The organism is Breznakia pachnodae, from assembly GCF_030814225.1.
Classification (GTDB): Bacteria; Bacillota_I; Bacilli_A; order Erysipelotrichales; family Erysipelotrichaceae; genus Breznakia; species Breznakia pachnodae.
On record NZ_JAUSUR010000009.1, the window covers coordinates 129,474 to 155,267 of the forward strand.

Consider the following 25,794-nt stretch of genomic DNA (forward strand, 5'->3'; position numbering starts at 1 on the left):
AAATTAAATTATTTCTTTTATAATCCCTTTTCCAACTATATTTCGTCCTTCTCTTATATCAAAAATAGTATTTACTTGTAGTGAACTGTAATCAATATCATACATAGTTTCAATAACTGCTAATGTGGGTTGATTAGTAATTACTTCATCAATAAAATCAATAAATTGAACTCCTAACAATTCATTAGAATTAGGAAGTGCAAGGTGTGGTCGATATCCTGTATTTACTTTATTTGTCTTTTTATCATTCATTGTAATTTCTATTATGTATTGTTTATTCATCGTGACTCATTCCTTCTAGAATATGATCTCTTAATTTTTTATCTAGATAGAAGTAAATAATGCTCATAAGTGCAAAACCACCAATTAGTAGTATAATCTGAAACATCCAATCTTCTGTACTCTTCATAAATAAAATACCTGCATTAATCCATAACCCCATACTAATCATATAAGCAATTACATATTGGGTTGATTTCTTCCAATAATAATTACTCTTTTCTTTAGGTAATTTTTCATAAAAATCATCGTCATTATTAAAAACACGGATATCTTGTTTTTTTGAAGCCCGTGATTTATAAATCAAAAGTACAATAAGAAAATAAATAATATTCATTATTAGAAGCATAGTTACAACTCCTTACTCCTTGGTCAACTTCAAGATGTTGTTTACGTCTTTTTGAACTAATCCTTTCATTGTGTCCGCATACTTATTATAGTCAATAGATTCTAATCGTTCTTCAATAAGTGACTGAAATTCTGGTTTGTACTTTATCAAAGTACTTAATGATTGAATATGCTGTCTGGTTGCTGTAGGTTTTTCATCCTCAATTGCATCTAACAACTCTGATACAAACCCATTGATTTTGTTAGCTTTATCCCATCTAGCATTTTCCACAATTAATAGGAAACCTCTAGAGCGAACATATGAGTTTTTCTCATCTCTTAAAAATGAACGAAATGTGTCTAGATAATTATATACTTCAATACTATCTTGAGATATTTTTAATAGTTCTTTTAAAGCATGATATGCTTCCATCTGATCATTTTGATTTAACTTCGCTACTAATTCCTGAACATTATTATTTATTTCCATGTTTCTTTTCCACTTCTTCTTTTCGAAACAATACTGTCTTTTCAATTAAGTCATAAGGAATTGGCTTATTGTTTGGTAGTTGTACTGTTCCTTTTGAAGTTTTATAATCACTGCTTAATGTCTTAAAATAATCAACTCCTGAAGGTGTTGGATAAAATCCTATGTGGGTTTTTGAAGCAGCAAAATGAACTACATTTTCATGCCAGTGAAATGTTGGCATATTATAACCCATTTTCTCAGTTGCCTCTGGTAATATCTTGTTGATGATTGCTCTTATTTTTATCATTCGCTCTTTGATATCTCCATCAAATTCATCAATGTATGCATCAATTACATTTTTTTCTTTCATAATTATGTCCTCGCTATAGTTCTATTATAAACGAAATAACTGCTATAGAGAACCTATATAATCATTCCAAAAGAAAAAGCAGATACCTTTTATTATTTTAGTATCTGCTATATAAATTACCAACCTCTTGGTTTAAAAATATGATCTTCAATAAAATATGCAAATCCTTCTTCATCACAAGTCTTTTCAGTAATGATATCAGCAATTGCTTTGGTATCTTCCCCACCGTTTAGCAGACATACCCCAAGTCCACTTGCTTCTAGCATATCATTGTCATTACTCATATCTCCAAATGCCATTACATTTTCCACGTCAATATTTTGACGTTTACAATATTCAATCATGGTATATGCTTTTGAGACATTGATATTAGAGAACTCCAACATTGTTGTTTGTGTCTTAAATGCTTTATAATATGGTGAAGCATGTTTACTGACATATGCCTCAATTTCTTCCATTCGGTCTTCTGGAATACGAAACATCAGTTTCGCATTTTCTTCTTTATAAAACTCACTCATATCATTGACAAGTACGATTTTTTTACCTACTTTCTCAGCTGAGTATTGTACCATCTCATCCATTCTTGTACATAAAAATCTACCACCATCTAAATACATATATGGATTTAAATCAAATGGTTTCATAAGTTCAAGAATTTCTTTAATCCATTCTTTCTTTAATAAATAGTATGAATGCAAGGTATCATCATTACGATCCCACAACTCACATCCATTCATTCCAAGTAGCATTGTTGTTTCTTTCTCTAATCCCCATCTTACTACCTGTGCGTTAATTTCATCTAATGGTCTTCCGGACGCAAGACCAAAGTGAATCCCATGAGCATGCAGTTTACGAATTACTTCTTTCGTTTTTTCCTGCATATCGTGAGTAAGTGGTGAAACCAATGTATTATCAATATCACAAATTACAAACTGCAAATTCTCCATCATAAATGCTTTACCTCCTATATTATCGACAAAAAGATATTTATATCTTTTTGATATTACTAATTTATTTCACTGTACAAGTAAAGTCACAACATCCTACAAACATTTCATCTGTGTATGTTTTGCCAGCAATTTCAATTTGTGTTTCTAAACGCAAATCAATAGAACTTGATCCCACAAATACTTTTAATGTACCTGCTTCCAGTGCATAATCACGGTCTTCATTAAAATACATAAACTGAGTTGTATCAAACGTAAATGTTACTTCTTTTTCTTCACCTTTGTTGAAATGAATACGTTTGAATCCTTTAAGCTCCATAACTGGGCGAATTGAAGTAGCACCTAACATTTGTGCGTATACTTGAACAACTTCTTCTCCTGCAACTTCACCAGTGTTTTTCACTTTAAAAGAAACATCAAATGTATCTTTTGTCTGAATTGATTCTGGTGTTTTTAAATCACTGTAGGAATAAGTTGTATAAGACAAACCATGACCAAAGTGATAAAGCGGAGCCAAGTTACTTGCTTCAATTTTTTCTTTATCTTTTATCGTATGATTTACTTCTCGATATCCACTGCTCGCTCTATGTCCATAGTATAGCGGACTTTGATTTACATGCTTAGGGAATGACAATGGTAGTTTTCCACCAGGGTTAATTTCTCCAGATAATACTTTTGTGATTGCCTGTGCACCATGAGGACCTGGATACCACACTTCAAGGATTGCAGCACAATGATCTGCAGCATATTGTAGTTCTAATGGTCTACCATTAAACAATACCAATACTACTGGTTTTCCACTTTCGCATAACTTCTGTAATACAAATTTTTGATTACCTGGTAAGGTAATATCTGGATTATCAATCCCTTCACCACTTGTTGCATCTTTACCAAATCCAGTAACTTCTCCTAAAGTTGCAATAATAACATCACTCTCTTTGCTTGCTTCTAAAATTGTTTCAATTTCTTCATCTGTTCCTTTGAAACAAGAAATATCTGTATTCGTAAATACTTTCTGCATTGCTTCATATAACGTATCGATTCCATATACATCTTTGATATAGTTTTGAACATTATCTTCATAACTTAAATTAAGATCCAGTTTCATTTCTTTCGCAACATCATCAATATTTAATAATTGAGAAAAGAATGCTCCTAATCCTTCCATTTTAGATGTTTCTTTTTTTGCACTATAAGTTACATTTAGTAGCATCTCTGCAAATGAGGGGTATGCATATCCACCAAATAATGTATTTAAACGATCAGCAAATGGTCCTACTAATACTAGTTTTTGCTTATTATCTTTATTTAATGGAAGAATTCCATCATTCTTTAATAAGGTTACTTCTTTCTCTGCAATTTCTTTTGAAACTGCCTGTGAACTTTCCTTATAGAATACTTCATCAATTCTTCTTTCATCCACATAAGGATTTTCAAATAAGCCCAAATCATATTTATGTGTTAACACTCTTAATACTGCTTCATCCAAATATTTTTCTTCTACTTCACCATTTTCAATACTATCCTTCAGTGTAGTATAAACCGTTGTCATAGGTGTATCTGCATCAAGTCCAGCTTCGATCGCTTTGATTGCAGCTACATGATTATCTTTGTACATACCTTGCTGTTGGTGGGTACGTGGAATTGACATTGCATCACATAGTGCAGTTCCACTAAACTTCATTGCCCCACGAAGAATATTACGTAAATAATATTTGTTTGTGGAAATTGGTACTCCATCAATTTCTGAATAAGTAACCATTACACTTTGTAAGTTGGCTTCCTTAATCATTGCGTTGAATGGTCTTGCATATGTTTCCATTATTTCTTTTTCACCATAATGAATAGATGATGTATTAATTCCTTTTTCCGATGCTCCATATCCCAGGAAATGTTTGGCACAAGAAACAACATTATTGCGAATATCATCCTTCTGTAATCCTTTTACCTGCTCAACTGACAGACGAGTAACAAGGGTTGGATCTTCACCAAATGTTTCACCAACTCTTCCCCATCTTGCATCTCTAGTAACATCAGCTACTGGTGCTAAACATTGTCTCACTCCTAATGCTTTTGCTTCCGCACTACTGATATCACCAATTTTTCTTGATAATGATGGTTCCCATGTTGAAGCTACTGCAACTGGAACAGGAAATACGGTTGCATCTTTTGCGACAACCCCAGCAATTGATTCAATCTGAATTAATGCTGGTATTCCTAGTCTTGTATTTTCAACATGATACTTCTGAATTGCATTATATGCTTTCGCAATGGCTTTTGGTCCTCTTAAAAACCCAGTACCGAATTGGGTCATTCTCCCAACACCATGCGGATGATTCTCTTTTAGTCTCTCTTCATTAATCACTTCATCTTCTATTAATGTAAGTGGAAGTGTACATGACAATTGTGCTATTTTCTCATCAATTGTCATCTGACTTAATAAGTCATTTAAGTATGCTTTTTTATCCATACAATTATCCTTTCTGCTAAAATGCCCATATACGTTCATTATAAACTGTACAGTTGCTAGACAGTCAAGTATTCTCGAAAAGAAAACAGAGAAAAAGCAGCTATAAAAACTCAGCTACTTGATTATCATTTGTTTTTATTGAACGGGTATCCAAATCTCAATAATTGAAGTTGGTTTATTCCAGTGAAAGCGATGGTCATATCGCTCAAAATGAAGAAAATCGGTTTGTTTAGGAAGATAATTATTGGCTGGCAATACTTCTTTATAAACCTGTTCGTATGTAGAATAAATAGTCTTCATATTTCCTACATGCTCTACCACCAGATATTTTGAAGGTTGTATTTCTTTCAATATAAATCCTTCTGGAATACAATCTCGTTTTGGGATTGCACAATAATAAAACACTTTATTATCTCTTCTTTCCATAAATGCATACTTTACCCAATTCCCAAGTTGTGATAATTGAGCTTTTTTTAGATTTGCATTAAATCGTGGCCAGAAGTTCATACTTAGTTGAAGGTTTTTACTTTGTTTATTACTCAATTCTACTTCCTGCCCAACAACAGTAAATGAATCAAGTTCTTGAATACGATAGTTCATTCTTAGCCTCCAGTTTTACCCGTGGTTATTATACCATGATTTATTTCTTTTTACGTTTTCCTGTAATTGGAATTCCCATACTACTTCGATATTTGCTTACGGTTCTTCTGGAAACTTGCAGATTGTATTTTTTCAACTCTTCCACTAATTCATCATCTCGAAATGGCTTTGTCTTATCTTCCTGTTGAATGATTTCCTGAAGTGCTTTCTTAACGCCATCACTGCTGGTTCCACTTTCAGTAGCAGCCACAAACAAGTCAGATAATGCAAATACTTCATTATTAAATTCATAATACTTATTCATTGTTGCACGTGATACAGTAGACTGATTGACTCCTAATCTATCTGCCACTTCTTTTTGAGTACAGGCAACTAACTCATCACCATACCTAAAGTAACCCTGTTGCGTCGTAACTAACTCATTTGCAATCAACAATAGGGTTGCATTACGTTTGTCTAAATTCGCGATAATGGTTTTTGCTTCATTGAAATATTTTTTAATCACTTTATCTGTTTTCAATAAATCAGTATATACATCATTGTAGTATACATTATAGTAACGAATCGGTGAAATCATAATCTGCTGATTCTCTACTTCAATTTTAAGTTCTGGTACTTTAGTCTCGTCTCTTGCAGTATAAAATGCTGTACAAGGATAAGGATTCAATGTTTGAATGAATGATAATTCTTTTGTTATCTGCTCTAACTTTTTATCCAATTTCTTCGCTATCAGAGAGTACTTTTTCAAAAGTAATTCTTCATTACACTCCGCCAATATCTGAGCAGCTAGTAAATGTCCTTTTCCTTTGCTTTGAATAATCAATGAATCAATACTGTTAAATGCTGCAACACCTAAAGGATCAAAGGTTTGTATAAAACTCAAATGCTTTAAGAACTCTTCTTTGTTCACACCAAGCAATTTACATGTTTCCTCTGTATCTTCACTAAAAAAGCCACGCTCATCAAGTGCTTCAATTATATAAGAAGATATTTTATCACTATAAAATTCATCCGATGTATGTAACTGATAATATAAATGAGTCTTTAAATTTGGCTTCTGTGAGACATTTTCATAAGTCTCATCTAAAGGCAACATCCCATACTGATCAAAATCTACTTCTAATAATGGATTCTCCTGAATTGCTTTTAATATGCTATGAATCACTTCATCGTTTGAGAGTTTTAAGAATTCTAAAGAATCATACAATTTCGCATGAAAGGTCTGCGTCTGAGTTGTTGTAAGATCTTTTGTAAATCGATATTTCATAAAACGCTCCTTTCTTTTCTGATGAAGTAATACAAGTCTCTTCAATATAATTATACGCATTTTTTGTGCCAAAATACGAAATGTGATAATAAAAACATTTCTGCTTTTCTTCGTGTTGACAAAGCGACTTCACCCGATATAATGAAATTAAGTAAGAGATACAACTTTTTGGTGATAACATGAAAGATAAAATAATAGAAATTGTAATTGAAAACACACAAAAAGGAAAGGGAACAACCATTGCAATGCTCAGTGAGTCACTTGAGAAAAGTAAGAACTTTATTTCTCGTGAATCTAATCAGCTAGTTGAAGATGGTGTTCTTTTTTGTATTCAAAATAAAGAACCTCAGTACTTTCATAAAAGTATTTTTGAACAATCTCATCAGGTAGAGATTGCAAAGAAAATATTTCTATCAGAAGCTGAGTTAAAAAATCATACACAAAAAGAAGAATTAAAAGACTTCCAAAAGCTAATTGGATATCAGGATAGTTTATCCGATTGTGTAGAACAATGTATTGCAGCCATTTCCTACCCCAACAATTCCCTTCCGGTTTTATTGAATGGACCTACAGGAACTGGTAAGAGTTTTATTGCTCAACTGATGTATGAATATGCAGTAAATCACAATATCATTGGTGAAGATAAACCATTTGTGACGGTGAACTGTAGTGAATATGCAAATAATCCAGAACTGTTAACAGCGAATCTGTTTGGTCATAAGAAAGGCTCGTTTACTGGTGCAGATAAAGATAATGTCGGTTTGATTCAGGCAGCTAATGGTGGAATCTTATTCTTAGATGAAGTTCATTGTCTAAAAGCGGAATGTCAGGAAAAACTATTCTTATTCATGGATAAAGGAATTTATCATAAAGTTGGAGAAAACGAGAAATGGGAAACATCTCATGTTCGTCTTATCTTTGCGACAACCGAAAAACCTGAAGAAGTGTTATTAAAAACCTTCTTACGTCGTGTGCCAATTACTGTTATGATTCCTTCTTTAAAAGATCGTGGTATTTATGAGCGTATTCAATTAATTCATTCAATCTTTGCCCAAGAGGAACAACTAATCAAACGTAATATTAAAATCAGTAACTTTGTCTATAACTTATTGATAGAGTATGATTTTGAAGGAAATATTGGTGATTTAAAAAATAATATTAAAGTATGTTGTGCAAATGCATTAAGAGAAAAAGCAGATGATACCCTTGAAATTCATATGCGTCATTTACCAAAAACATTGTTTAGAAAAGAACTTAATATAAAAACGCTACAGAATGAAAGTGATGATCGATTATTATCAATTGCTGAATTGAGTAATGAAGTAAAAGACAATAATCGAGTGATTCAACTGTATAATCAGTTACTTGCTATTCCAAAGCAAATGGATAGTGAAGAAGTAATCTTTCAAACTATTAAAAACTATTATGATCAGATTCTTTATGATAAGAAAACGATTCAGGATAACAAAAGTGATTATCTGATGAATGAAATTTCAATCATTATCAAAGATGTTATGAAACGTTACAACTATAAAATCAGTAATAATGATTATTTATTGTTGATGCAATATATTCGCAGTGTAATGAGCAGTCCGGTACGCATTCGTAATTGGGTAATGAATCACAAAGATGCAGTAGATGCATTTTACAAGCTCTCTTCTTCACTAACCAATCGAGAGAGTATGGTTGCTACAGTGATTAGTGAACAAATCAATAATCGTTTAGATACTGCAATTGATAATATGTTCGCTTCCCTTTTATCACTAAATCTAAAAATGATGAACAAGGGAGAACCTATCAATTCAAGAATAGGGATTATTCTTGCTCATGGTTATTCAACAGCTAGTTCAATTGCCAGTGCAACTAATAAACTACTTGGACAATATGTATTTGATTCAATCGATATGCCAATTGAAGTTACTACTCAGGAAATCATTGAAGAGCTGAATGAGTATTTATCTAAGATTAACCATTATCAGGAATTAGTTTTATTAGTAGACATGGGTTCACTGGAAGAAATCTATAAAGGAATTGAAACTGAGATTAATGCTGATATAGGTATTATCAATAACATTACAACAAAACTTGCATTGGAAATTGGTAATGAGTTAAAACTAGATACACCACTCGATACACTATTAAAAAATGCATGTGAGCAGAATTCTTTTCAATATCATATTATCGAAAAGAAACAAAAAGAAGATATCTTGGTATGTGCTTGTGCAAGTGGAATGGGTACAGCAGAGAAGATTCGTCAATTACTATCATCCAGTTTACCAACAGGTATTAATTTAAGTATTCTGACATATGACTATAACCAGTTACTGGAAAAAGAACATCGAGATAATCTGTTTGAACGCTACAATGTGAAGTGTGTTATTGGAACATTAAATCCTGGGATTGATAATTTATTATTTATTCCAATTGAAGAATTGATTATGAATCAGGATATTGAAATATTGGAAGATGTGTTTAAACAATATCTGTCACCACAGGAAATTACCGATTTCAAACAGCGATTGCTTCGTAATTTCTCATTAACAAATATTATGAATCATCTAACCATTCTAAACCCAAACAAACTCTTGGAACATGTCGCAACAGCACTTGATGACTTCCAACAAAACTATGGTATACGAATTGAAAACAATACCTGTGTAGGTTTATATGTTCATATTTGTTGTATGATTGAACGTCTGGTTACTCATCAACCTCTAGATAATTATCTGGATATTGAAGATCTACAAGCTAACCATCAGGACTTCATCACAAGTATCAGACAGACATTTGCTTCAGTAGAAAAATACTACAGTGTTGAAATACCTGATGATGAAATTGGTTATATTTATGATTACATCAGTAATAATTTGTAAAAGTAAGATAATTTTAGTCTTACTTTTCTTTTTGGCACGATTAATGCGGATAGTAAAGTGAGAAGAATTCTTTGATTATAAAGGTGGTGAGAACTTGAGAAAAGTGATTTTAGCCTCTCATGGAGAGTTATCAAAAGGAATGTTGAATTCTGTTCAGATGATCATCGGGGAACATACCCAACAGATCGAAACATTCAGTCTATACCCTGGGGAGAGTGCACAAGACTATGCAAAACAGTTAATTGAAGAGGCTGGTGATCATCCAGATACAGAGTATATCGTAATTACCGATATAGTGGGTGGAAGTATTCATACTGCACTACTTCAAAGTGCAAAGTTAGAAAATATTAAACTGTTTTCTGGTATGAATATGAGTTTGGTGTTGGAAATAGTACTATCCAACAAAGAATGTGAAATAGACAATGATCGAATCCAAAATATTCTAGATAGTGGAAAAGAGGCAATTGTCTATATTGAATCAATTTGTGATGAGTTAGAACCTGAAGAGTTCTAATCGAAGGAGAGAAAGAAATGAAGAAACCTTTTTTAGAAGTATTTGAGAATAAAAAACCAATCTTTGCGATGCTGCATTTAAAAGGAGATACTCCTGAAGATATCTTAGAGCGTGCAAAAAAAGAAATTGATATTTATACCAAAGCAGGAGTTGATGCAATGATTGTTGAAAACTACTTTGGAACCTATACAAATATGGTAGATGTCTTGGAATATATAAAGGAAACAATGCCAGGTATTACATTTGGAATCAATTGTCTAAACAATGACACGATGGCATTTGAACTTGCTATAAAATACGGTGCTACATTTATTCAATTAGATTCTGTAGCTGGTCATTTAGAAGAACGTGATGATATTACATTTGATGCATTCATGAAATTATTTAGAGAGAGATTTGATGGATACGTTCTTGGTGGGGTACGATTTAAATATCAGCCATACTTATCAAAGCGTTCGCTGGAAGAAGATTTATTAATTGGTAAAGAGCGTTGCGATGCAATTGTTGTAACTGAAGATGCTACTGGTCAGGAAACAAGTATGAGTAAAATCCAATCATTCAAGGATACATTAAAAGACTTCCCACTGATTGTTGGAGCTGGATTAACACCAGACAATTGTAAAGAGCAGTTCGCAATTACAGATGCAGCAATTGTTGGTAGTTACTTCAAAGATACATATAAAGATACTGGTGAAATAGATGCAGAGCATGTAACAGCGATGCTTAATGCAAGAAATAAAGTCCAGTAAGGAGGATAACAGTATGATTAAACTACTTCGAGTAGACCATCGATTACTTCATGGACAGGTTGCTTTTTCATGGACCAAACAATTAGGAGCAGATTGTATCTTAATTGCCAATGATGAAGTAGTTGAAGATGAACTTAGAATGACTGCAATTCGTATGTCAAAACCAAATGGGGTAAAACTTGTAATGAAAAGTATCGAAGATTCTTTAGTTGCATTAAACAATGGTGCAACTGATAAATATAAATTATTTATTATTACTGGTAACTTAAAGGATACTGAGCGATTAATTAATGGATATCCACAAATCAAATCAGTAAACTTAGGTGGTTTGAAAAAAGAAGAACATAAACGTCAAATTTCAAAAGCTATCTCTGTCGATGACAGTGATGTTGAGATATTGAAAAACTTAGATAAAGCTGGTGTTGAACTGGAAATTCGTTTAGTGCCAAATGATTCAAAACAAAATCCATTGGATTTATTATAAGGAGGATTAAAAAATGAGTTTATTATTACAATCAATGTTAATTACTCTAATTGCTATCTTTGGTTACTCCAATGTAGTAATGGGTAGTTCCATGTTAGATCGTCCAATCGTTATTTCTCCATTAGTTGGACTTGTCCTGGGTGACTTCACAACTGGGGTAATGGTTGGAGCAACATTAGAACTTGTATGGTTAGGTGCTTTCCCAGTCGGAGCAAGTAACCCTCCTGATATGGTATCAGGAACAATTATTGGTGCATCATTTGTAATCTCTAGTGGTAGTGAACCAGGAACTGCAGTAGCTCTTGCAGTACCAGTAGCTACACTAGTAGCAATGGTTAGTAACCTAATTATGATGTTAGTAATTCCACAAATTAACTGTCGCAGAGCAGATATAAGTGCTGATCAGGGAAATGTAAAAGGTGTAGAAAGAATGCATATTGCAGCATTCCTTGAGTTCTTAATTCCACTATCATTCATCGTTGGAATTTCTTACTACCTTGGTTCTCCATTCATCGCTGATATTGTTGCAGCAATACCAGCATTTATTACACATGGATTAGAAGTAGCAACTGGTATTATTCCAGCAATTGGATTTGCTATGTTAGCTAGAATGATTATGACAAAAGATGTAGCTGCATTCTTCTTTGGTGGATTCTTATTATCTGCATATCTGAATGTACCAGTACTTGGTGTAGCACTTATGGCTTGTGTTATTGTAGCAGTTATTATGACCTTAAATAAAAATAATAGTGGAAATGCACAAATGGAGGTGATTGAAGATGAAAACGAATTCTAATACAAAGAGTTTAACAAAAAAGAATTTAATGACAATCTTCAGAAGATCATGTCATCAGGATGCTTCTTGGAATTATGAACGACAACAAAACCTTGCTGCTGCCTATACGATGTGTGATGCGATTGGTACCTTATATGAAGATGATTTAGAAGGTAGAAAACGTGCATTAAAACGTCATCTTGAGTTTATGGCAATTACGCCACACATCTCTACCCTGTTATATGGTATCCTAGCTGCCATGGAAGAGGAAAACGCAAACAATGAAGACTTTGATGAAACATCTATTGATGCCGTTAGAGCATCGCTTATGGGACCTCTGGCAGGGATTGGTGATTCACTAATCTGGGGAACATTAAGAATTATTGCTGCTGGTATCGCGATTTCTTTCTCAAGAGATGGAAGCGTAATTGGTCCACTTCTGTTTATTTTAATTTTCAATATTCCAGCTTGGTTCTTACGTTATTACTGTCTGAACAAAGGATATGAACTAGGAGTTGATTTCTTCAAACAAATCCAGGGTTCTGGTATTATGGATAAAATAACCTATATTGCTTCTGTAGTTGGATTAATGGTTATCGGTTGTATGAGTGCATCGATGGTATACTTCGAATTTGCTATCAATGTTGGTAGTGGCGATTTCGCAGAACCATTACAGGGATACTTAGATGAAGTAATGCCGTGTCTATTACCACTCGCAATCTTTGGTATTCTATATTACTTCTTGGGTAAGAAAATAAAAACAACGACGATTCTTATCGTCATCATTATTATCAGTATTATATTAGCATTCTTTGGAATTGTATAAGCAAAAGAAGGTTCACTTGAACCTTCTTTTCTTTTACCCATTATAAGCTTTTTTGTATACTTCAAGAACTTCTTCATAATTACAAGCTCTTGGATTACCACCTGTACAAACATCAGCCATAGCTGCCTCTGCTAGTGCTTCTAAATCTTCTTCCTTCACATCAATTTCTTTTAAAGTGTGAGGAATACCAACATCTTTAGAAAGTTGTTCAACAGCAGCAATTGCAGCAGCACGGTATTCTTCCTGTGTCATATTATCAACACCTTCCACACCCATCGCTCTTGCTATTTCTCTAAACTTCTCACCAGTATAGTCTTTATTATATTCCATTACATATGGAAGTAACACTGCATTTGCAATCCCATGTGCAGTTCCATAGAAAGCTCCAAGTGGATGTGCCATCCCATGTACTACCCCAAGACCAACATTTGAGAATGCCATACCTGTAACATATTGTCCAAGTGCCATGTCTTCTCTACCCTTGGCATCGTTTTCAACTGCACTTCGCAAACTTCTTGAAATCAGTTCAATTGCTTTCAAGTTTAACGTATCCGCCAATTCCCATGCTCCTAATGTTGTATATCCTTCTATTGCATGTGTTAGTGCATCCATACCTGTTGCAGCCGTTAATCCCTTTGGCATGCTGCTCATCATGTCTGGATCTACAATTGCCACTACTGGAATATCATGAGGATCCACACATACAAACTTACGTTTCTTTTCAGTATCAGTAATTACATAATTAATTGTAACCTCAGCTGCAGTACCAGCAGTTGTTGCCACTGCAATCATTGGTACACTTTTATTTTTTGTAGGCGCTGTTCCTTCCAGACTCACAACATCTGCATATTCAGGATTGTTGATGATAATTCCAATTCCTTTTGCAGTATCCTGTGGTGAACCTCCACCAATTGCAATTAAGTAGTCTGCCCCTGTTTCCTTAAACATTGCTACTCCATCCTGTACCATCTTTACGGTTGGATTCGCTTCTACCTTATCATATACTTCATATGCTAAATCGGCTCCATCTAATAAATCTGTAACCTTCTTCACTACATTGAATTTCACTAAGTCTGCATCTGTAACAACCAATGCTTTCTTAAATCCTCTATTCTTTACTTCCGTTACAATTTCTTTGATTGCACCAGCTCCATGATAGCTGGTTTCATTTAAAATAAATCGATTAGCCATTTGACTTTCCTCCTCGTTTAATTTCACTTTACTATATATAAAAAGGGAAAACAAGAAAAGATTATTGAAATAATGCATAAACTTATAAATTACCACTAAACGATAAAATGAATAAAAAAAATGAAGTTTTTCACCTCATCTATAGTCTTATATTACCATATTTTGGCCATTTTTTCAAGTCTTGTATGTCTTCGCTGTAGGGTGTATTAAGTATATACAGACAGGAGGAACATCATGAAATACTATGTAATAAAGGATAACAAAAGCAACTCACATCAACTGGTAGAAGTGAATAGTGAAATTGCTGCAGATGGATATTTTATATCACCTGAAGATTTTCAGCATCTGCAAGAAGTACAACAACAGGCATACAAAAGAAATAATCTTGTTGATATGAACTCAAATATTATTTTTACAATCGCTAACATCGTAAAGCAATCTCGCTATATCCATGTCGATCAGTACATCACCCTCATTGAAGATTTCATCAATCTTTTTTATGACTGTAAGAGTCGTACTACTAAAGTTATCTATGATGATGAATTTGTATCAATGATTTATGATTGCTACATTGCCAGACATGGAGTAATTGATTTAGAACTTATACAAATGATTTTAAAAGAACTGGAGAAACAATAATGAACCATACCATCACTGCCAAACAATATCAATTTACATCCTTTGAAGACTATCTGCTTTTTTTAATTGAACATAACTCACTTACCAGTGAACAGGTAAAAATTATTCAGGATCATGTATTCCTACTTTCATCTAATCTAGTAAAGATGTATAACTTTCAGAGAAGTACCACTATTTCCAGAAGACGATACAAACGAATTATGGAGTCTGTTTATTACACTTTAGATTATGCTGTACTGTATACACCCAACCTTTCACTAGAAGCAAAGGTAGATGTCTTTCAATTATATGAGCAAGGAAAAGAATACATTGAAAAAGACCATCAACTCGTATATCAGAAATATCAGCAACTAAAACAAACACGACTCCCTTTCAATAATGAACGTTATCAGAATGTCATTGATCATCAATTACTAGATTTCTACATTAACTATGATGTAGAATATCACAGTGCATTTTGTAAGGAGGACTTAGATTATCCACTGATTGATGGTTTATCCATGGACCATAATATGTATAACAAAAAAGGAATAGCTATGGTTTTAGAATATATCCATCGTTTTGAACTTGAACAAAACTTCTGCAATCAATTCGCTTCTGATACATTAAAAGAAATCATTCATTTATACGAAGAACTTCACGGTGTATCCATTACTTATCTTGGAACTAATCTCTTAGAAATCATACTAGACCAATTACTATTTTCTTTACTCTTAAACAAGGAAGAACTACATCTCTTTCATGAAGAAGAAATTGAATTACTATATCAAAGGTTGGATAACAACTCAGAGAAATTGGTTATTCAATGTTTTCAGCAACTCACAAAATTCACAAAAAATCCAGAAACACTCTTGTATCTACAAAAGTATCGCGTACCATTTCTAACAAAACTGCAGCCTGCTCTATTGAACCATACACTTCACTCTATTGTGTTACATTATCAAAGTAAACCATTTGCAATTAAAATCAAAAACCCTCAGAAATTGGATTCTCTACACTTCCAGCAACTAATCGAAGCCATACAGGATGCAAAGTCTAATAAAAAAATAGAACTGATTCTTAAACAACCACTTCATATCAATGATTTGATTGAAGTTTTAGATCTAGACCTTTTATTTGAAGAAGAAGTAACCAAGTTATTTACTTCTTTTGATAATGTAAGTATTGCAGCATTATTTAAAACCCTTTATCCAGAAGAATTTGCATTTCATCGTGAAGTACAATTCACTCATCATTCTCTACAATTATTAGCAATCTCCACAAGTTGGCAACAACTCTTTATCAACTTCATTGATTCACTCTCAACAAATCGAAAAGAAGAGATTATTCAAGTTCTGAATCATCTTGATTTGAATCACTAATCCTCATAAATCTAATATGATATAATAAAATTCTAAAGAGGATAAGGAGTATTGGATATGAAGGATCGAGTTGTTGTTTTTGGGGATGCAATCATTGCTATCATACTAACTATTATGGTATTAGAGTTACCAATAAAATATGGATTAAATGGAGTCGTTGATATTTCTGCGCTTTTTCGTGCAGTGGGAATATACTTTATTAGTTTCTGTTTTGTGGCTAACCTTTGGTTTCAGACTGCATATGCATTTAATCGAGTAGATACAGTAAAAAATAAGAATCTGGTATTTTACCTAGTATTATTATTTTTCTTATCATTAGTTCCTTCAGCAACCCGAATGCTGATAGAAGATACCATCCAACAGACTATCTTGATTTATGGAATTCTCACTTTGATTGTAACCGTTATTATGCAACGACTGATTATCTCATTAAATAAACAGAGTAATGTAGATGAGCAGCTAAAGACACAACGGATACATGAATTAAACCGACAAGGATTATTTACGATTATACTTCGTGTACTATTATTAATCTTTGCCCACTTCTTTATTCATGCAGGATTGATTATTTATTTGATTCTACCTATTATGACCTTCCTTCAAAATATTATAGATCGTGAAGAAGATACTTTGGTAGATGAATTGGGGCAAGAACAGCAGGTTGATTACTACCAAGACCGTAATCGCGTATGGGGTGGAACAATGCAACGTTACTCACAACTACTTCGTGATTCAATGAAAGATGCCAGTAAGGGTATTCCAGATCGAAGAGAGCAGATTATGTATGAATGGAATAAACGAGTAGATCAGGAAATAAGTAATCGTGAAGAACAACTGAATACAGCAACAAAAGCAGAAAAAAATAAACTGGAACATGAACTAAGACAACTTCAAAGACAAAAAGATCGTCTAAAAAAACAAAAGCAAGCATTTGAAAACAGAAGAATCCAAAAGGATCTAAGACATCAAACATTAGGGGAATAATTATGAGCAAACGCGTTTTTGGAAATGATATCGATAAATATGATATCGACAATTTAGAGAATAAGTATAAAACTGGTGATATGACTCGCACCTTAGGTACAACCAGAGATACCCTTCGTTACTATGAAGAAATTGGAATTTTACATCCAGATAAGAATAATGATAATAATTATCGAGAATTTACGTTCTATGAAATTTTTCAACTTTTTGGAATTGAGTTTTATAAGAAACGTGGATTAACCTTGCAGCAGATTAAGCAAATTACAGAAGGTACAGAACTTTCATCTATCGAAGATTTACTTAGTAACAGTAAGAAAGAACTTGATATAGAATTAGCTGAACTTCAAAAGAAGATAAATCGGATTGAAAACACAAAACAATTTATTAGCGAGTATAAGCAAAATCTAAATACCTTTATAATAAAGAAAATTCCACTTTATAAAATTGTAAGTTCTTATACTGCTTCATCCGCATTAGATGAATATGAAGAACATGTTATTGCCCATATGGATCTTGAAAAAGATGATATGTTTTCTCATATGGTTAAACGAATGACATTTGATCAAAATGGTTATATTGATTCCAACATGTATATTCTTGAGCCAGCAGATAAGAAAGAAGCAGGATGCGAATACTTGCCTGAAGGCGAGTATATGTCAGTTATCGTAGAAAGTGGACGCTATAATGATGATGAACACACCATAGGTGCAGATACATTAAAAAAAGGACTAGAGTTTTGCGAGAAAAATAACTTAGAAATGCTTGGAGAAGTCTACTTGTTTCTAAAGTTAGTACTATTTAAAGATGGAAAGGAAAGAATATTGATTGAAGCTTGTTCACCAATCAAACGTAAGTAAAAAGAGAATTTCAATTCTCTTTTTTTCTCTATAAAAAGACCTTAATTATAAAAAAAATAGTTTTTTTTAAATACCTATTGACCTGGGGGTCAGCCCCTAACTTATAGTCTAAGTATGGAGGAACGTTATGAAAACATTTATCGTAAGTGAATATGAAGTTAACTTAAAAAATTATGAAGATATTATGAATATTAATGAAGTCACATTTCATGGATGCACAGGGTGCTGGAGCTGTTGGTGGAGAACCCCAGGAAGATGTGCATTTAAAGATTTGGAGCAATATTATACAAATTATATTAATGCAGATACTGTTGTTTATTTCTTAGATACAAAAACTGGATTTGTAAGTAGTAAGGTAAAGAAATTATTTGATCGTATGATTCCACTATTTTTACCATACTCTAATTTCCACACTGGAGAATCAATGCATCATCCTAGATATGAAAAGTATCCATCAATAAAAATATACTATAAAGATACAGATATATTGGATAATGAGAAAACGGTTTTAGAAGAATACTTACACCGTACATTTTACCAATTCCACAGTAAAGATATTTCTGTATTACCATTATCAGAATTTAAGGAGGAACAACTATGAGTACATTATTTATAAACGGATCACCAAAAGGAAAGAAAAGTAATTCGTATACTTTTATCGAACAGATTTCTGCACCTTTACAGTTTCCATATGAGATAAGAACGCTTGCATCTTTGAACACAAAGTTATTGGCTGATGAAATTGAAGAATATGAAACGATTATTATTGTTATGCCTTTATATATTCATGCAATGCCAGGAATCGTAAAAGAATTATTTGAAGAAATGAAAATTAATAAGAAACAAGGAAGAAGAATTGGATTTATTGTACAGGCTGGATTTGAAGAAAGTGAAACAGCTAAATACTTAGTTAATTATCTGGAAGTATTTGTACGTAGAATGAACTATGAATATATGGGAACAATCGTCAAACCTGGAGCTGCTGGTCTTGCCCTTATGCCTAGATTTATGTTTAAAAAATTATTGAATCAATTGACACAATTAGGAGTTGAATATAATCAGACTCAAACATTTTCAAAAGAAATGATAGAAACGTTAGGAAATCCTTATGTATTAAGTGAGAAACAAGTAAAACTACTTTGTAGAAAGCCTGTAAAATGGATAAATAAACTAGGATGGCATTATTTCCTAAGAAAAAACAAGGCATATAAAGAACGATTAGATCGACCATATCTCTTAAAATAAAAGAATAGCTCTATAAATTTGAGCTATTCTTTTTCATTTATGAGAAATACCATCCGCATGGATTTTTCGCACATGTCATATGTAATTTCTTTTGAATATGAAGACTTACTTCATTGGTATCATTTACTTGCAGGAAAATGGTTTTTCCTTGATCAATTAAACGATTCATAATTGCTGCCTGAAGAGTCTGGGCAATCTTCTGACCACGATACTCATCAAACACTTCTAACAGTCCAATTGGACCACTATCATGGATACCAATAAATCCTGCTAATTTATCATCCACAAAAGCGCCAAGCATACCATCCTTTATTCTACCAAGAATATAGGTGTCTGTTGATAAACGCTCAATTGTATATTGTTGTTTAATCACTTCTAGATAACTATCATCCAGCAAACGAATCTCAACTTCGGTATTTTCTAGTGGCACATGTTGCTTGCTTTGATATACATGATTATAAGAAAGTAACGAATTCTTAAATACAAAGTCGATACCAATTAGCTCTTGAAAGATTTCATCATGAGCTACAAATACCCCATAGTTCTGTGGTAAAAGTCTTACAATATCTCTGGCTCCCGCAAGAGTTTTTGCACTTGCAAGATAATTAAAGCTTAAATTATCGTATAATAGGATACCATCATTCTCTGCATATAGAACTTCACCATTCCCAGATTTATATACTTCCAGCATCTCTACATAGAGTACTGGATCTTCCAACAGATAACGAGTAATCATATCTGGTGCATCAACATCATCATATTCCTCAGATGAGAACTTCTTGATAAGCATCGTTCTAGATACACTCAATATAATTAATAAAATACCAATCGCTACCATAGCCATTTCACCACTGGTAAATCCTTTAATAATTAAGGCAATAGCAACTAAGCCTAGTATAATACTAGGCTGTAATCGTTTATTATTCATTATCTGACAATAGAACCTGGTTCTAGAGCAGTTACATTTACTACTTCAAGGTTCTTGTCATCTTCACCAACAAGGATCATTCCTTGTGATTCTACACCACGAATTTTTGCTGGTTTTAAGTTTGTGACTACAATTACTTTTTTACCAACCATTTCTTCTGGTGTAATAGCATCAGCGATTCCACTCACTACTTGTCTTACTTCATCACCAATATTGATTTGAGAAACTAACAGTTTATCTGCTTTAGGATGCTTTTCACACTTTTCAACCAGACCTACTTTCATTTCTGTTTTCATGAAATCATCAAACGTAATTTCTTCTTTTTTCGGTTTTGTTTCTACTTTGTGATCTTCTTCATATTGTTTCGCGAATTCTTTTTCATCAATACGGTTGAATAGAATTTCTGGTTTTTCTACCACTTTAATTCCTTCTTCTAAATTTCCAAATGATTCGATTGTATCGAATGTTGTTTGTTTCGTTTGGATTTGATCTAAAATCTTTTTACTAGTATCTGGAATAAATGGTTCTAGTAGAACTGCTGAAATTCTGATACTTTCCAGTAAGTTGTATAACACGGTTTGTAAGCGATCTTGTTTTGCATCATCTTTGGCTAAAATCCATGGACATGTTTCATCAATATACTTATTGCTTCTTCTTAATAACGTAAAGATATCTGTGATTGCATCACTTACATGCAATGTTTCCATGTGTTTATTTACATTCTTAGGTGTTTCTAATGCTAACTGAATTAATTCATTATCAACATCTTCTTTTACACCTGGATTTTTTACTACACCATCAAAATATTTATTTGACATTGAAATGGTACGGTTTACCAAGTTACCTAATACATTGGCTAAATCTGAGTTGATTCTTTCAATCATTAAGTCCCAAGTAATTACTCCATCTTGAGCAAATGGCATTTCATGTAGTACATAGTAACGAACTGCATCTACACCAAAGTAGTTTACTAGTTCATCCAAGTAGATTACATTTCCTTTTGACTTACTCATCTTACCTTCACCAACTAAAATCCAAGGATGACCAAATACTTGTTTTGGTAATGGTACATCCAAAGCCATCAACATAATTGGCCAGTAAATTGTATGGAAACGTAAAATATCTTTTCCAATCAGATGCAAATCTGCAGGCCAGTACTTTTTGTATAACTCACCATGATTTCCATCTACATCATATCCTAGTCCAGTAATATAGTTACTTAGCGCATCAACCCAAACATACACAACATGCTTGTCATCAAAGTCAACTGGGATTCCCCATTTGAATGATGTTCTTGATACTGCTAAATCCTGTAGTCCAGGTTTTAGGAAGTTATTGATCATTTCATTTTTTCTTGATTCTGGTTGTATAAATTCAGGGTGATCTTCAATGTGTTTCATTAAACGATCTTGGTATTTACTCATACGGAAGAAATATGTTTCTTCCTTCGCAATATAAACTTCACCACCACAATCCGGGCATTTTCCATCCACTAACTGTGATTCCGTAAAGAAGGATTCACAAGACTTACAATACCATCCTTCATACTCACCTTTATAAATATCTCCTTGGTCATATAGACGTTTAAAGATTTTTTGAACCATTGCTTTATGATTAGGATCTGTAGTACGAATGAACTTATCATAAGAAGTATTCGCAAGATCAAACATGCTCTTTACTACTTTGGCTACATCATCCACATATGCCTGTGGAGTGATTCCTAATTCATTCGCTTTGTCTTCAATCTTCTGGCCATGTTCATCCGTACCAGTCTGAAAGAATACATCGTATCCATCAAGTCGTTTATATCTGGCAATACTGTCTGCCAAGATAATTTCATACACATTACCAATATGAGGTTTCCCCGAGGTATATGCAATTGCTGTTGTAATATAATACTTTTGTTTTTCCATAATGTTGTCCTCCTCTAAAATAAAAAACTCATCCAAAGGACGAGTTACCGTGTTACCACCTTACTTCGTGTATCAATATACACCTCAAGCGTTAACGCCGCCCACGTCTATAGTTTACCAATGCTCACCACAGATGCTCCAAAACCATCTTCTTGATTTCTTAATGATAAGTTTCCACCAGCCACTTACTCTCTATCCATCTTAAAATCAGTACTCTTTTCTTCATCGCATTTTACCACTCCATTATAAGTTGAAATCACTGATTATGCAACCCTTATTCTATTTATCGTAAAAAGAGAAAAGACATCTTTCGATGTCTTTCCCCCAAGTAAAATCAAGGACTAGTTAGGAATCCTACCTCCCTATACTTATGATATATAATTATTATATATATTTCAAGTAATTTTTGAATAAATTGGCATTTTTTTTACTTTTTTTGGCATTTTCGGTAAAAAAGAAGGATTCTGATGAGAATCCTTCCATAATTAACTAATTTTTTTAACTTTTTCCCAGCTGAACTGTGGATCACCAAAGTGTCCATAGCATGCAGTTTTCGAATAGATTGGTTTACGTAAATCTAGTTCATTCAAGATATTACTTACTTCAAAGTTAAAGTTCTTTTCAATTACCTTAAGTAATTCTTCATCACTCATTAAACCAGTTCCAAATGTATCAACCATTAACGATACTGGAGCACTCTTACCAATGGCATAAGCAACCTGTACTTCACAACGATCCGCAAGTTTATTTGCGACTACTGATTTCGCTACATAGCGAGCATAGTAAGCAGCACTACGATCTACTTTCGTTGGATCCTTACTAGAGAAACATCCTCCTCCAATACGACCCATTCCACCATATGTATCAACCACTATTTTTCTACCTGTTGTTCCTGAATCACCAAAACTTCCTCCAACAACAAAGCTTCCACTTGGATTAATCAGATACTTGGTGTTTTCATCTACTAGGTTTTCTTCCACACAAGGTTTGATTACTTCCTTCATAATCAATTCTTTAATCTCTTCTTGTGTTGCATCTTTATCATGTTGTGTTGATACTACAATTGTATCAATACGAGCTACCTTACCATCTTTGTACTCCACACTTACCTGTGTCTTTCCATCTGGTTTCAGCATTGAATTGTTTCTTCTAACTTCTGTAAGTTTTCTGGCAAGTTTATGTGCATAGTAAATTGGTGCTGGCATATATTCATCACTATCATTACATGCATAACCAAACATCAATCCCTGGTCCCCTGCACCGATTTCACCATCCTGGTGAACCACCGCCTGATTAATCTCACATGATTGCTTGTTTACTTTCACAAGCACAGTATACTCTTCTTCATAACCAATTGCTTTTACTGTATCTTTCGCAATCTTTGCATAATCAATATCAGCAGTTGTATTTGCTTCTCCATACACAAGAATGAAGTCATCCTTAATTGTTGCTTCCACCGCCATCTTAGCGTTGGTATCTTGTGTTAATGCAGCATCTAGAATTGCATCTGCTATCTTGTCACAGATCTTATCCGGATGTCCTTCTGTAATACTTTCTGAAGTAAAAATGTAATCTTTCATATTCTCAAGTCCTTTCTGGCATAAAATATAAAAATGCCTTCTAAAGAGAAGGCATTAACGTATAATGAATTCTCTTATCGCTGTTAGCAGTACCACCTTTCATATACATGTAGGTTGGCGTGGGTTACGAGCTAACTCTCTACCCCATCTCTGGATAATTTATGTACTAACCTATTTAACCATATTCTACCTCAAACTGCAAGCAATCCATCTTGTTTATTCACGAATTAATTCAAACTTCATTTTCTTTATTTAATTAATACTTTTTACTTTTTGAATAAAGCCTTATTTTTATGGTTTTGAATGCTATTGGAATTCACTAAGTTTGACTTATTGAAGTTCAGGATATAAAATAAATTAGCATTATTAAAAATATTGTTTCAAAAGAAAGCGTTTACATAGTATAATATATTAGGTGGAAAACTATGAGGAGAGTAATATATGGTTCTTTTAATAGAGTACCCAAGATGTAGTACTTGCCAGAAGGCAAAGAAGTTCTTGAGAATGAACAATGTGAAATTTAAAACTAGGGATATAGTTGAAGATAAGTTAAGTGAAGATGAGATAAGAAAATTATACAAAATGAGTAACCTGAGTTTAAAAAGGTTTTTTAATACATCAGGCTCACTATATCGCCAACTGCGAGTAAAAGATAGAATTCACTCAATGAGTGAAGAAGAACAAATCAAACTGCTGGCAACCAATGGAATGCTGGTAAAACGACCAATTCTTGTTGTAGGTGATCAAGTTACTTGTGGCTTCAAAGAAGCAACATATTTTGACATGATAAAGAATATGGTATAATTAAGATATTGAGAGGTGGTATTATGCTTTTAGGAGAATCACTAGAAGACTATTTGGAAACAATCATGATTTTATCCGAAAAAGGAAAAGTTCGCTCTATTGATGTAGCGAAGTTGATGGGAGTTTCAAAGCCAAGTGTAAACAAGGCAGTTAACAATTTAAAAGACCGCGGTTTAATTACGCAAGAAACGTATGGAGATATCCATTTAACGGAAGAAGGAACGAATATGGCGCAGATGATTTTTCATCGTCACAAGTCAATTCGTAGTTTTTTAATTGAAATACTAAATGTATCTGCTGATACTGCAGAAAAAGATGCATGTCGAATTGAACACATTATCAGTGAAGAAACATTTGAAAAAATTCTGGAAAGTCTTGAAAACAACAAAAAGTAACACGTAAGTGTTATTTTTTTTGTATCTTCTTGACTTGGGAGTTACCCACAGGTATATAGTAAAGATGTAACGTTACAGAAGAGGTAAGAAAATGTATAAAGTAAGTGAATTTTCAAAAATATGTGGATTAAGTATTGATACCATTAAACATTATGAAACAGTTGGATTATTATATCCTTCCTATGTGGATGATATAAATAATTATCGTTTTTATGCAGCTACCAAAATTGTGGAAGTACAGAAGATACAAATGCTAAAAGATGCTGGCTGTAGTTTAAAAGAAATTAAGTATCATTTAGATGCGAATATTACTGCTGCTGAACTAACTCATCTTCTTGAAGAAAAGATTGAGACAATGTCCAAGAAAATAGAACAGTTGAAAGAGCAACATAATCGATTAGAAGTTAACTACTTTATACTCAACAACGGAGGAATGACATTTATGAATCAAATTGTCGTAAAAGAAGTAGAACCGATTTGGGCAGTTACAAAAAGAGAAGTATATGATGAAACAAAAGAAACATTTGATGAGTTTTGCGAGAGAATGTGGAATTCATTAAATCAAGTCGCACAAGAGCCAAGAACAATCTCTTGTATGAGTATTTATTATGCCGGTTTGTTTGTACACACAGAGAAACCAATTGATATGGAGGTAGTAGAGCCTCTGGCAAGCAAGAAGGATAGAAATGACATAAGACAGTTACCAAAGGTTAAAGTCGCTTCTATCATTCACGTAGGCCCTTTAAACACCATTGGTGAGAGCTATCAGTTGCTGTTAACATGGATGAAGGAACATAAGTATGAAATTAGTGGTGGTGTTCGTGAAATCTATCATGAAGGTGAATGGTCAAAAGATGCAGATCAGTATGTTACTGAACTGCAGGTACCTATTTCAATTAATTCATAGTATATGTATTGACTTAGAGTTCACTCCAAGTGTTATACTT

The 25,794-nt window shown here is 33.2% G+C and carries 27 protein-coding genes and 1 other annotated feature; of the genes, 15 read left to right on the plus strand and 12 right to left on the minus strand.

Annotation, left to right across the window (positions count from 1 at the left end):
* Positions 1 to 3 precede the first annotated feature (3 nt).
* The 8 genes from J2S15_RS19185 to rpoN form a co-directional block, all read right to left on the minus strand.
* On the minus strand, positions 4 to 282 hold the full coding sequence (locus J2S15_RS19185) for a hypothetical protein (protein ID WP_307411710.1): 279 nt from the start codon (positions 280 to 282) through the stop codon (positions 4 to 6).
* Positions 275 to 628, minus strand: coding sequence for a hypothetical protein (locus J2S15_RS19190; protein ID WP_307411714.1), 354 nt, complete (start codon positions 626 to 628; stop codon positions 275 to 277). Before J2S15_RS19190 ends, J2S15_RS19185 begins: the two co-directional genes overlap by 8 nt.
* A 12-nt stretch (positions 629 to 640) precedes the next feature.
* Positions 641 to 1,096, minus strand: a complete 456-nt coding sequence (locus J2S15_RS19195) for a hypothetical protein (RefSeq protein WP_307411716.1) — start codon at positions 1,094 to 1,096, stop codon at positions 641 to 643.
* The gene (locus J2S15_RS19200; RefSeq protein ID WP_307411719.1) at positions 1,083 to 1,445 is read right to left on the minus strand and encodes an iron chaperone; all 363 of its coding nucleotides are present in this window, start codon (positions 1,443 to 1,445) and stop codon (positions 1,083 to 1,085) included. Before J2S15_RS19200 ends, J2S15_RS19195 begins: the two co-directional genes overlap by 14 nt.
* A 116-nt stretch (positions 1,446 to 1,561) precedes the next feature.
* On the minus strand, positions 1,562 to 2,395 hold the full coding sequence (locus J2S15_RS19205; protein WP_307411722.1) for an HAD family hydrolase: 834 nt from the start codon (positions 2,393 to 2,395) through the stop codon (positions 1,562 to 1,564).
* A gap of 61 nt (positions 2,396 to 2,456) precedes the next feature.
* The gene (locus J2S15_RS19210) at positions 2,457 to 4,862 is read right to left on the minus strand and encodes a glycoside hydrolase family 3 N-terminal domain-containing protein (RefSeq protein WP_307411724.1); all 2,406 of its coding nucleotides are present in this window, start codon (positions 4,860 to 4,862) and stop codon (positions 2,457 to 2,459) included.
* A gap of 135 nt (positions 4,863 to 4,997) precedes the next feature.
* A complete protein-coding gene (locus J2S15_RS19215) occupies positions 4,998 to 5,462 on the minus strand; it encodes a GyrI-like domain-containing protein (RefSeq protein WP_307411727.1) in 465 nt (154 codons plus the stop codon).
* Positions 5,463 to 5,502: 40 nt separating this feature from the next.
* Entirely contained in the window at positions 5,503 to 6,729 is a 1,227-nt protein-coding gene (rpoN, locus tag J2S15_RS19220) for an RNA polymerase factor sigma-54 (RefSeq protein WP_307411729.1), read from the minus strand.
* A gap of 179 nt (positions 6,730 to 6,908) precedes the next feature.
* Between rpoN and J2S15_RS19225 the strand changes: the two genes are divergently transcribed.
* The 6 genes from J2S15_RS19225 (at position 6,909) to J2S15_RS19250 (ending at position 12,950) form a co-directional block, all read left to right on the plus strand.
* The gene (locus J2S15_RS19225; protein WP_307411731.1) at positions 6,909 to 9,602 is read left to right on the plus strand and encodes a sigma 54-interacting transcriptional regulator; all 2,694 of its coding nucleotides are present in this window, start codon (positions 6,909 to 6,911) and stop codon (positions 9,600 to 9,602) included.
* 103 nt (positions 9,603 to 9,705) lie between these two features.
* Positions 9,706 to 10,116, plus strand: coding sequence for a PTS sugar transporter subunit IIA (locus J2S15_RS19230; protein ID WP_307411878.1), 411 nt, complete (start codon positions 9,706 to 9,708; stop codon positions 10,114 to 10,116).
* 17 nt (positions 10,117 to 10,133) lie between these two features.
* Entirely contained in the window at positions 10,134 to 10,865 is a 732-nt protein-coding gene (locus J2S15_RS19235) for a BtpA/SgcQ family protein (protein ID WP_307411733.1), read from the plus strand.
* 13 nt (positions 10,866 to 10,878) lie between these two features.
* Complete coding sequence (locus J2S15_RS19240) at positions 10,879 to 11,349, plus strand: PTS sugar transporter subunit IIB (protein WP_307411736.1); 471 nt, start codon at positions 10,879 to 10,881, stop codon at positions 11,347 to 11,349.
* A 13-nt stretch (positions 11,350 to 11,362) separates the two neighbouring features.
* Positions 11,363 to 12,145 (plus strand): PTS mannose/fructose/sorbose/N-acetylgalactosamine transporter subunit IIC, encoded by a 783-nt coding sequence (locus J2S15_RS19245; RefSeq protein WP_307411740.1) that lies wholly within the window; start codon positions 11,363 to 11,365, stop codon positions 12,143 to 12,145.
* The gene (locus tag J2S15_RS19250; RefSeq protein ID WP_307411743.1) at positions 12,129 to 12,950 is read left to right on the plus strand and encodes a PTS system mannose/fructose/sorbose family transporter subunit IID; all 822 of its coding nucleotides are present in this window, start codon (positions 12,129 to 12,131) and stop codon (positions 12,948 to 12,950) included. The genes J2S15_RS19245 and J2S15_RS19250 overlap by 17 nt, the downstream gene beginning before the upstream one ends.
* 33 nt (positions 12,951 to 12,983) lie before the next feature.
* On the opposite strand, the gene fucO is transcribed toward J2S15_RS19250, so the two are convergent.
* A complete protein-coding gene (fucO, locus tag J2S15_RS19255) occupies positions 12,984 to 14,141 on the minus strand; it encodes a lactaldehyde reductase (protein WP_307411745.1) in 1,158 nt (385 codons plus the stop codon).
* Positions 14,142 to 14,375: 234 nt separating this feature from the next.
* Here fucO and J2S15_RS19260 point away from each other — a divergent pair, with 234 nt between their 5' ends.
* The 6 genes from J2S15_RS19260 (at position 14,376) to J2S15_RS19285 (ending at position 19,227) form a co-directional block, all read left to right on the plus strand.
* Positions 14,376 to 14,780: a DUF6323 family protein gene (locus tag J2S15_RS19260; RefSeq protein ID WP_307411748.1), complete on the plus strand. Its 405-nt coding sequence runs from the start codon at positions 14,376 to 14,378 to the stop codon at positions 14,778 to 14,780.
* Positions 14,780 to 16,141 carry a DUF6179 domain-containing protein gene (locus tag J2S15_RS19265; RefSeq protein ID WP_307411752.1) on the plus strand — a complete coding sequence of 454 codons (1,362 nt, stop codon included), beginning with the start codon at positions 14,780 to 14,782 and terminating at the stop codon, positions 16,139 to 16,141. Before J2S15_RS19260 ends, J2S15_RS19265 begins: the two co-directional genes overlap by 1 nt.
* A gap of 57 nt (positions 16,142 to 16,198) precedes the next feature.
* A complete protein-coding gene (locus J2S15_RS19270; protein ID WP_307411755.1) occupies positions 16,199 to 17,125 on the plus strand; it encodes a TMEM175 family protein in 927 nt (308 codons plus the stop codon).
* Positions 17,126 to 17,127: 2 nt separating this feature from the next.
* A complete protein-coding gene (locus J2S15_RS19275; RefSeq protein WP_307411758.1) occupies positions 17,128 to 17,982 on the plus strand; it encodes a MerR family transcriptional regulator in 855 nt (284 codons plus the stop codon).
* Positions 17,983 to 18,109: 127 nt separating this feature from the next.
* Positions 18,110 to 18,583, plus strand: a complete 474-nt coding sequence (locus tag J2S15_RS19280; RefSeq protein WP_307411760.1) for a flavodoxin family protein — start codon at positions 18,110 to 18,112, stop codon at positions 18,581 to 18,583.
* Positions 18,580 to 19,227: a hypothetical protein gene (locus tag J2S15_RS19285; RefSeq protein WP_307411763.1), complete on the plus strand. Its 648-nt coding sequence runs from the start codon at positions 18,580 to 18,582 to the stop codon at positions 19,225 to 19,227. The genes J2S15_RS19280 and J2S15_RS19285 overlap by 4 nt, the downstream gene beginning before the upstream one ends.
* Positions 19,228 to 19,264: 37 nt before the next feature.
* On the opposite strand, the gene J2S15_RS19290 is transcribed toward J2S15_RS19285, so the two are convergent.
* From J2S15_RS19290 to metK, 3 genes are all read right to left on the minus strand, one after another.
* Positions 19,265 to 20,155, minus strand: a complete 891-nt coding sequence (locus J2S15_RS19290; protein ID WP_307411766.1) for a GNAT family N-acetyltransferase — start codon at positions 20,153 to 20,155, stop codon at positions 19,265 to 19,267.
* Positions 20,155 to 22,068, minus strand: a complete 1,914-nt coding sequence (gene metG, locus J2S15_RS19295; RefSeq protein ID WP_307411768.1) for a methionine--tRNA ligase — start codon at positions 22,066 to 22,068, stop codon at positions 20,155 to 20,157. Before metG ends, J2S15_RS19290 begins: the two co-directional genes overlap by 1 nt.
* 32 nt (positions 22,069 to 22,100) lie before the next feature.
* Positions 22,101 to 22,303 (minus strand) — a binding site (T-box leader).
* A 250-nt stretch (positions 22,304 to 22,553) separates the two neighbouring features.
* The gene (gene metK / locus J2S15_RS19300; protein WP_307411770.1) at positions 22,554 to 23,648 is read right to left on the minus strand and encodes a methionine adenosyltransferase; all 1,095 of its coding nucleotides are present in this window, start codon (positions 23,646 to 23,648) and stop codon (positions 22,554 to 22,556) included.
* A gap of 441 nt (positions 23,649 to 24,089) precedes the next feature.
* On the opposite strand from metK, the gene J2S15_RS19305 reads away from it, so the two are divergent.
* The 3 genes from J2S15_RS19305 (at position 24,090) to J2S15_RS19315 (ending at position 25,754) form a co-directional block, all read left to right on the plus strand.
* Positions 24,090 to 24,452 carry an arsenate reductase family protein gene (locus J2S15_RS19305; RefSeq protein ID WP_307411773.1) on the plus strand — a complete coding sequence of 121 codons (363 nt, stop codon included), beginning with the start codon at positions 24,090 to 24,092 and terminating at the stop codon, positions 24,450 to 24,452.
* A 23-nt stretch (positions 24,453 to 24,475) separates the two neighbouring features.
* Complete coding sequence (locus J2S15_RS19310) at positions 24,476 to 24,847, plus strand: metal-dependent transcriptional regulator (RefSeq protein ID WP_307411775.1); 372 nt, start codon at positions 24,476 to 24,478, stop codon at positions 24,845 to 24,847.
* Positions 24,848 to 24,938: 91 nt separating this feature from the next.
* Positions 24,939 to 25,754 carry a MerR family transcriptional regulator gene (locus J2S15_RS19315; RefSeq protein ID WP_307411778.1) on the plus strand — a complete coding sequence of 272 codons (816 nt, stop codon included), beginning with the start codon at positions 24,939 to 24,941 and terminating at the stop codon, positions 25,752 to 25,754.
* The last annotated feature ends 40 nt before the right edge of the window (positions 25,755 to 25,794 follow it).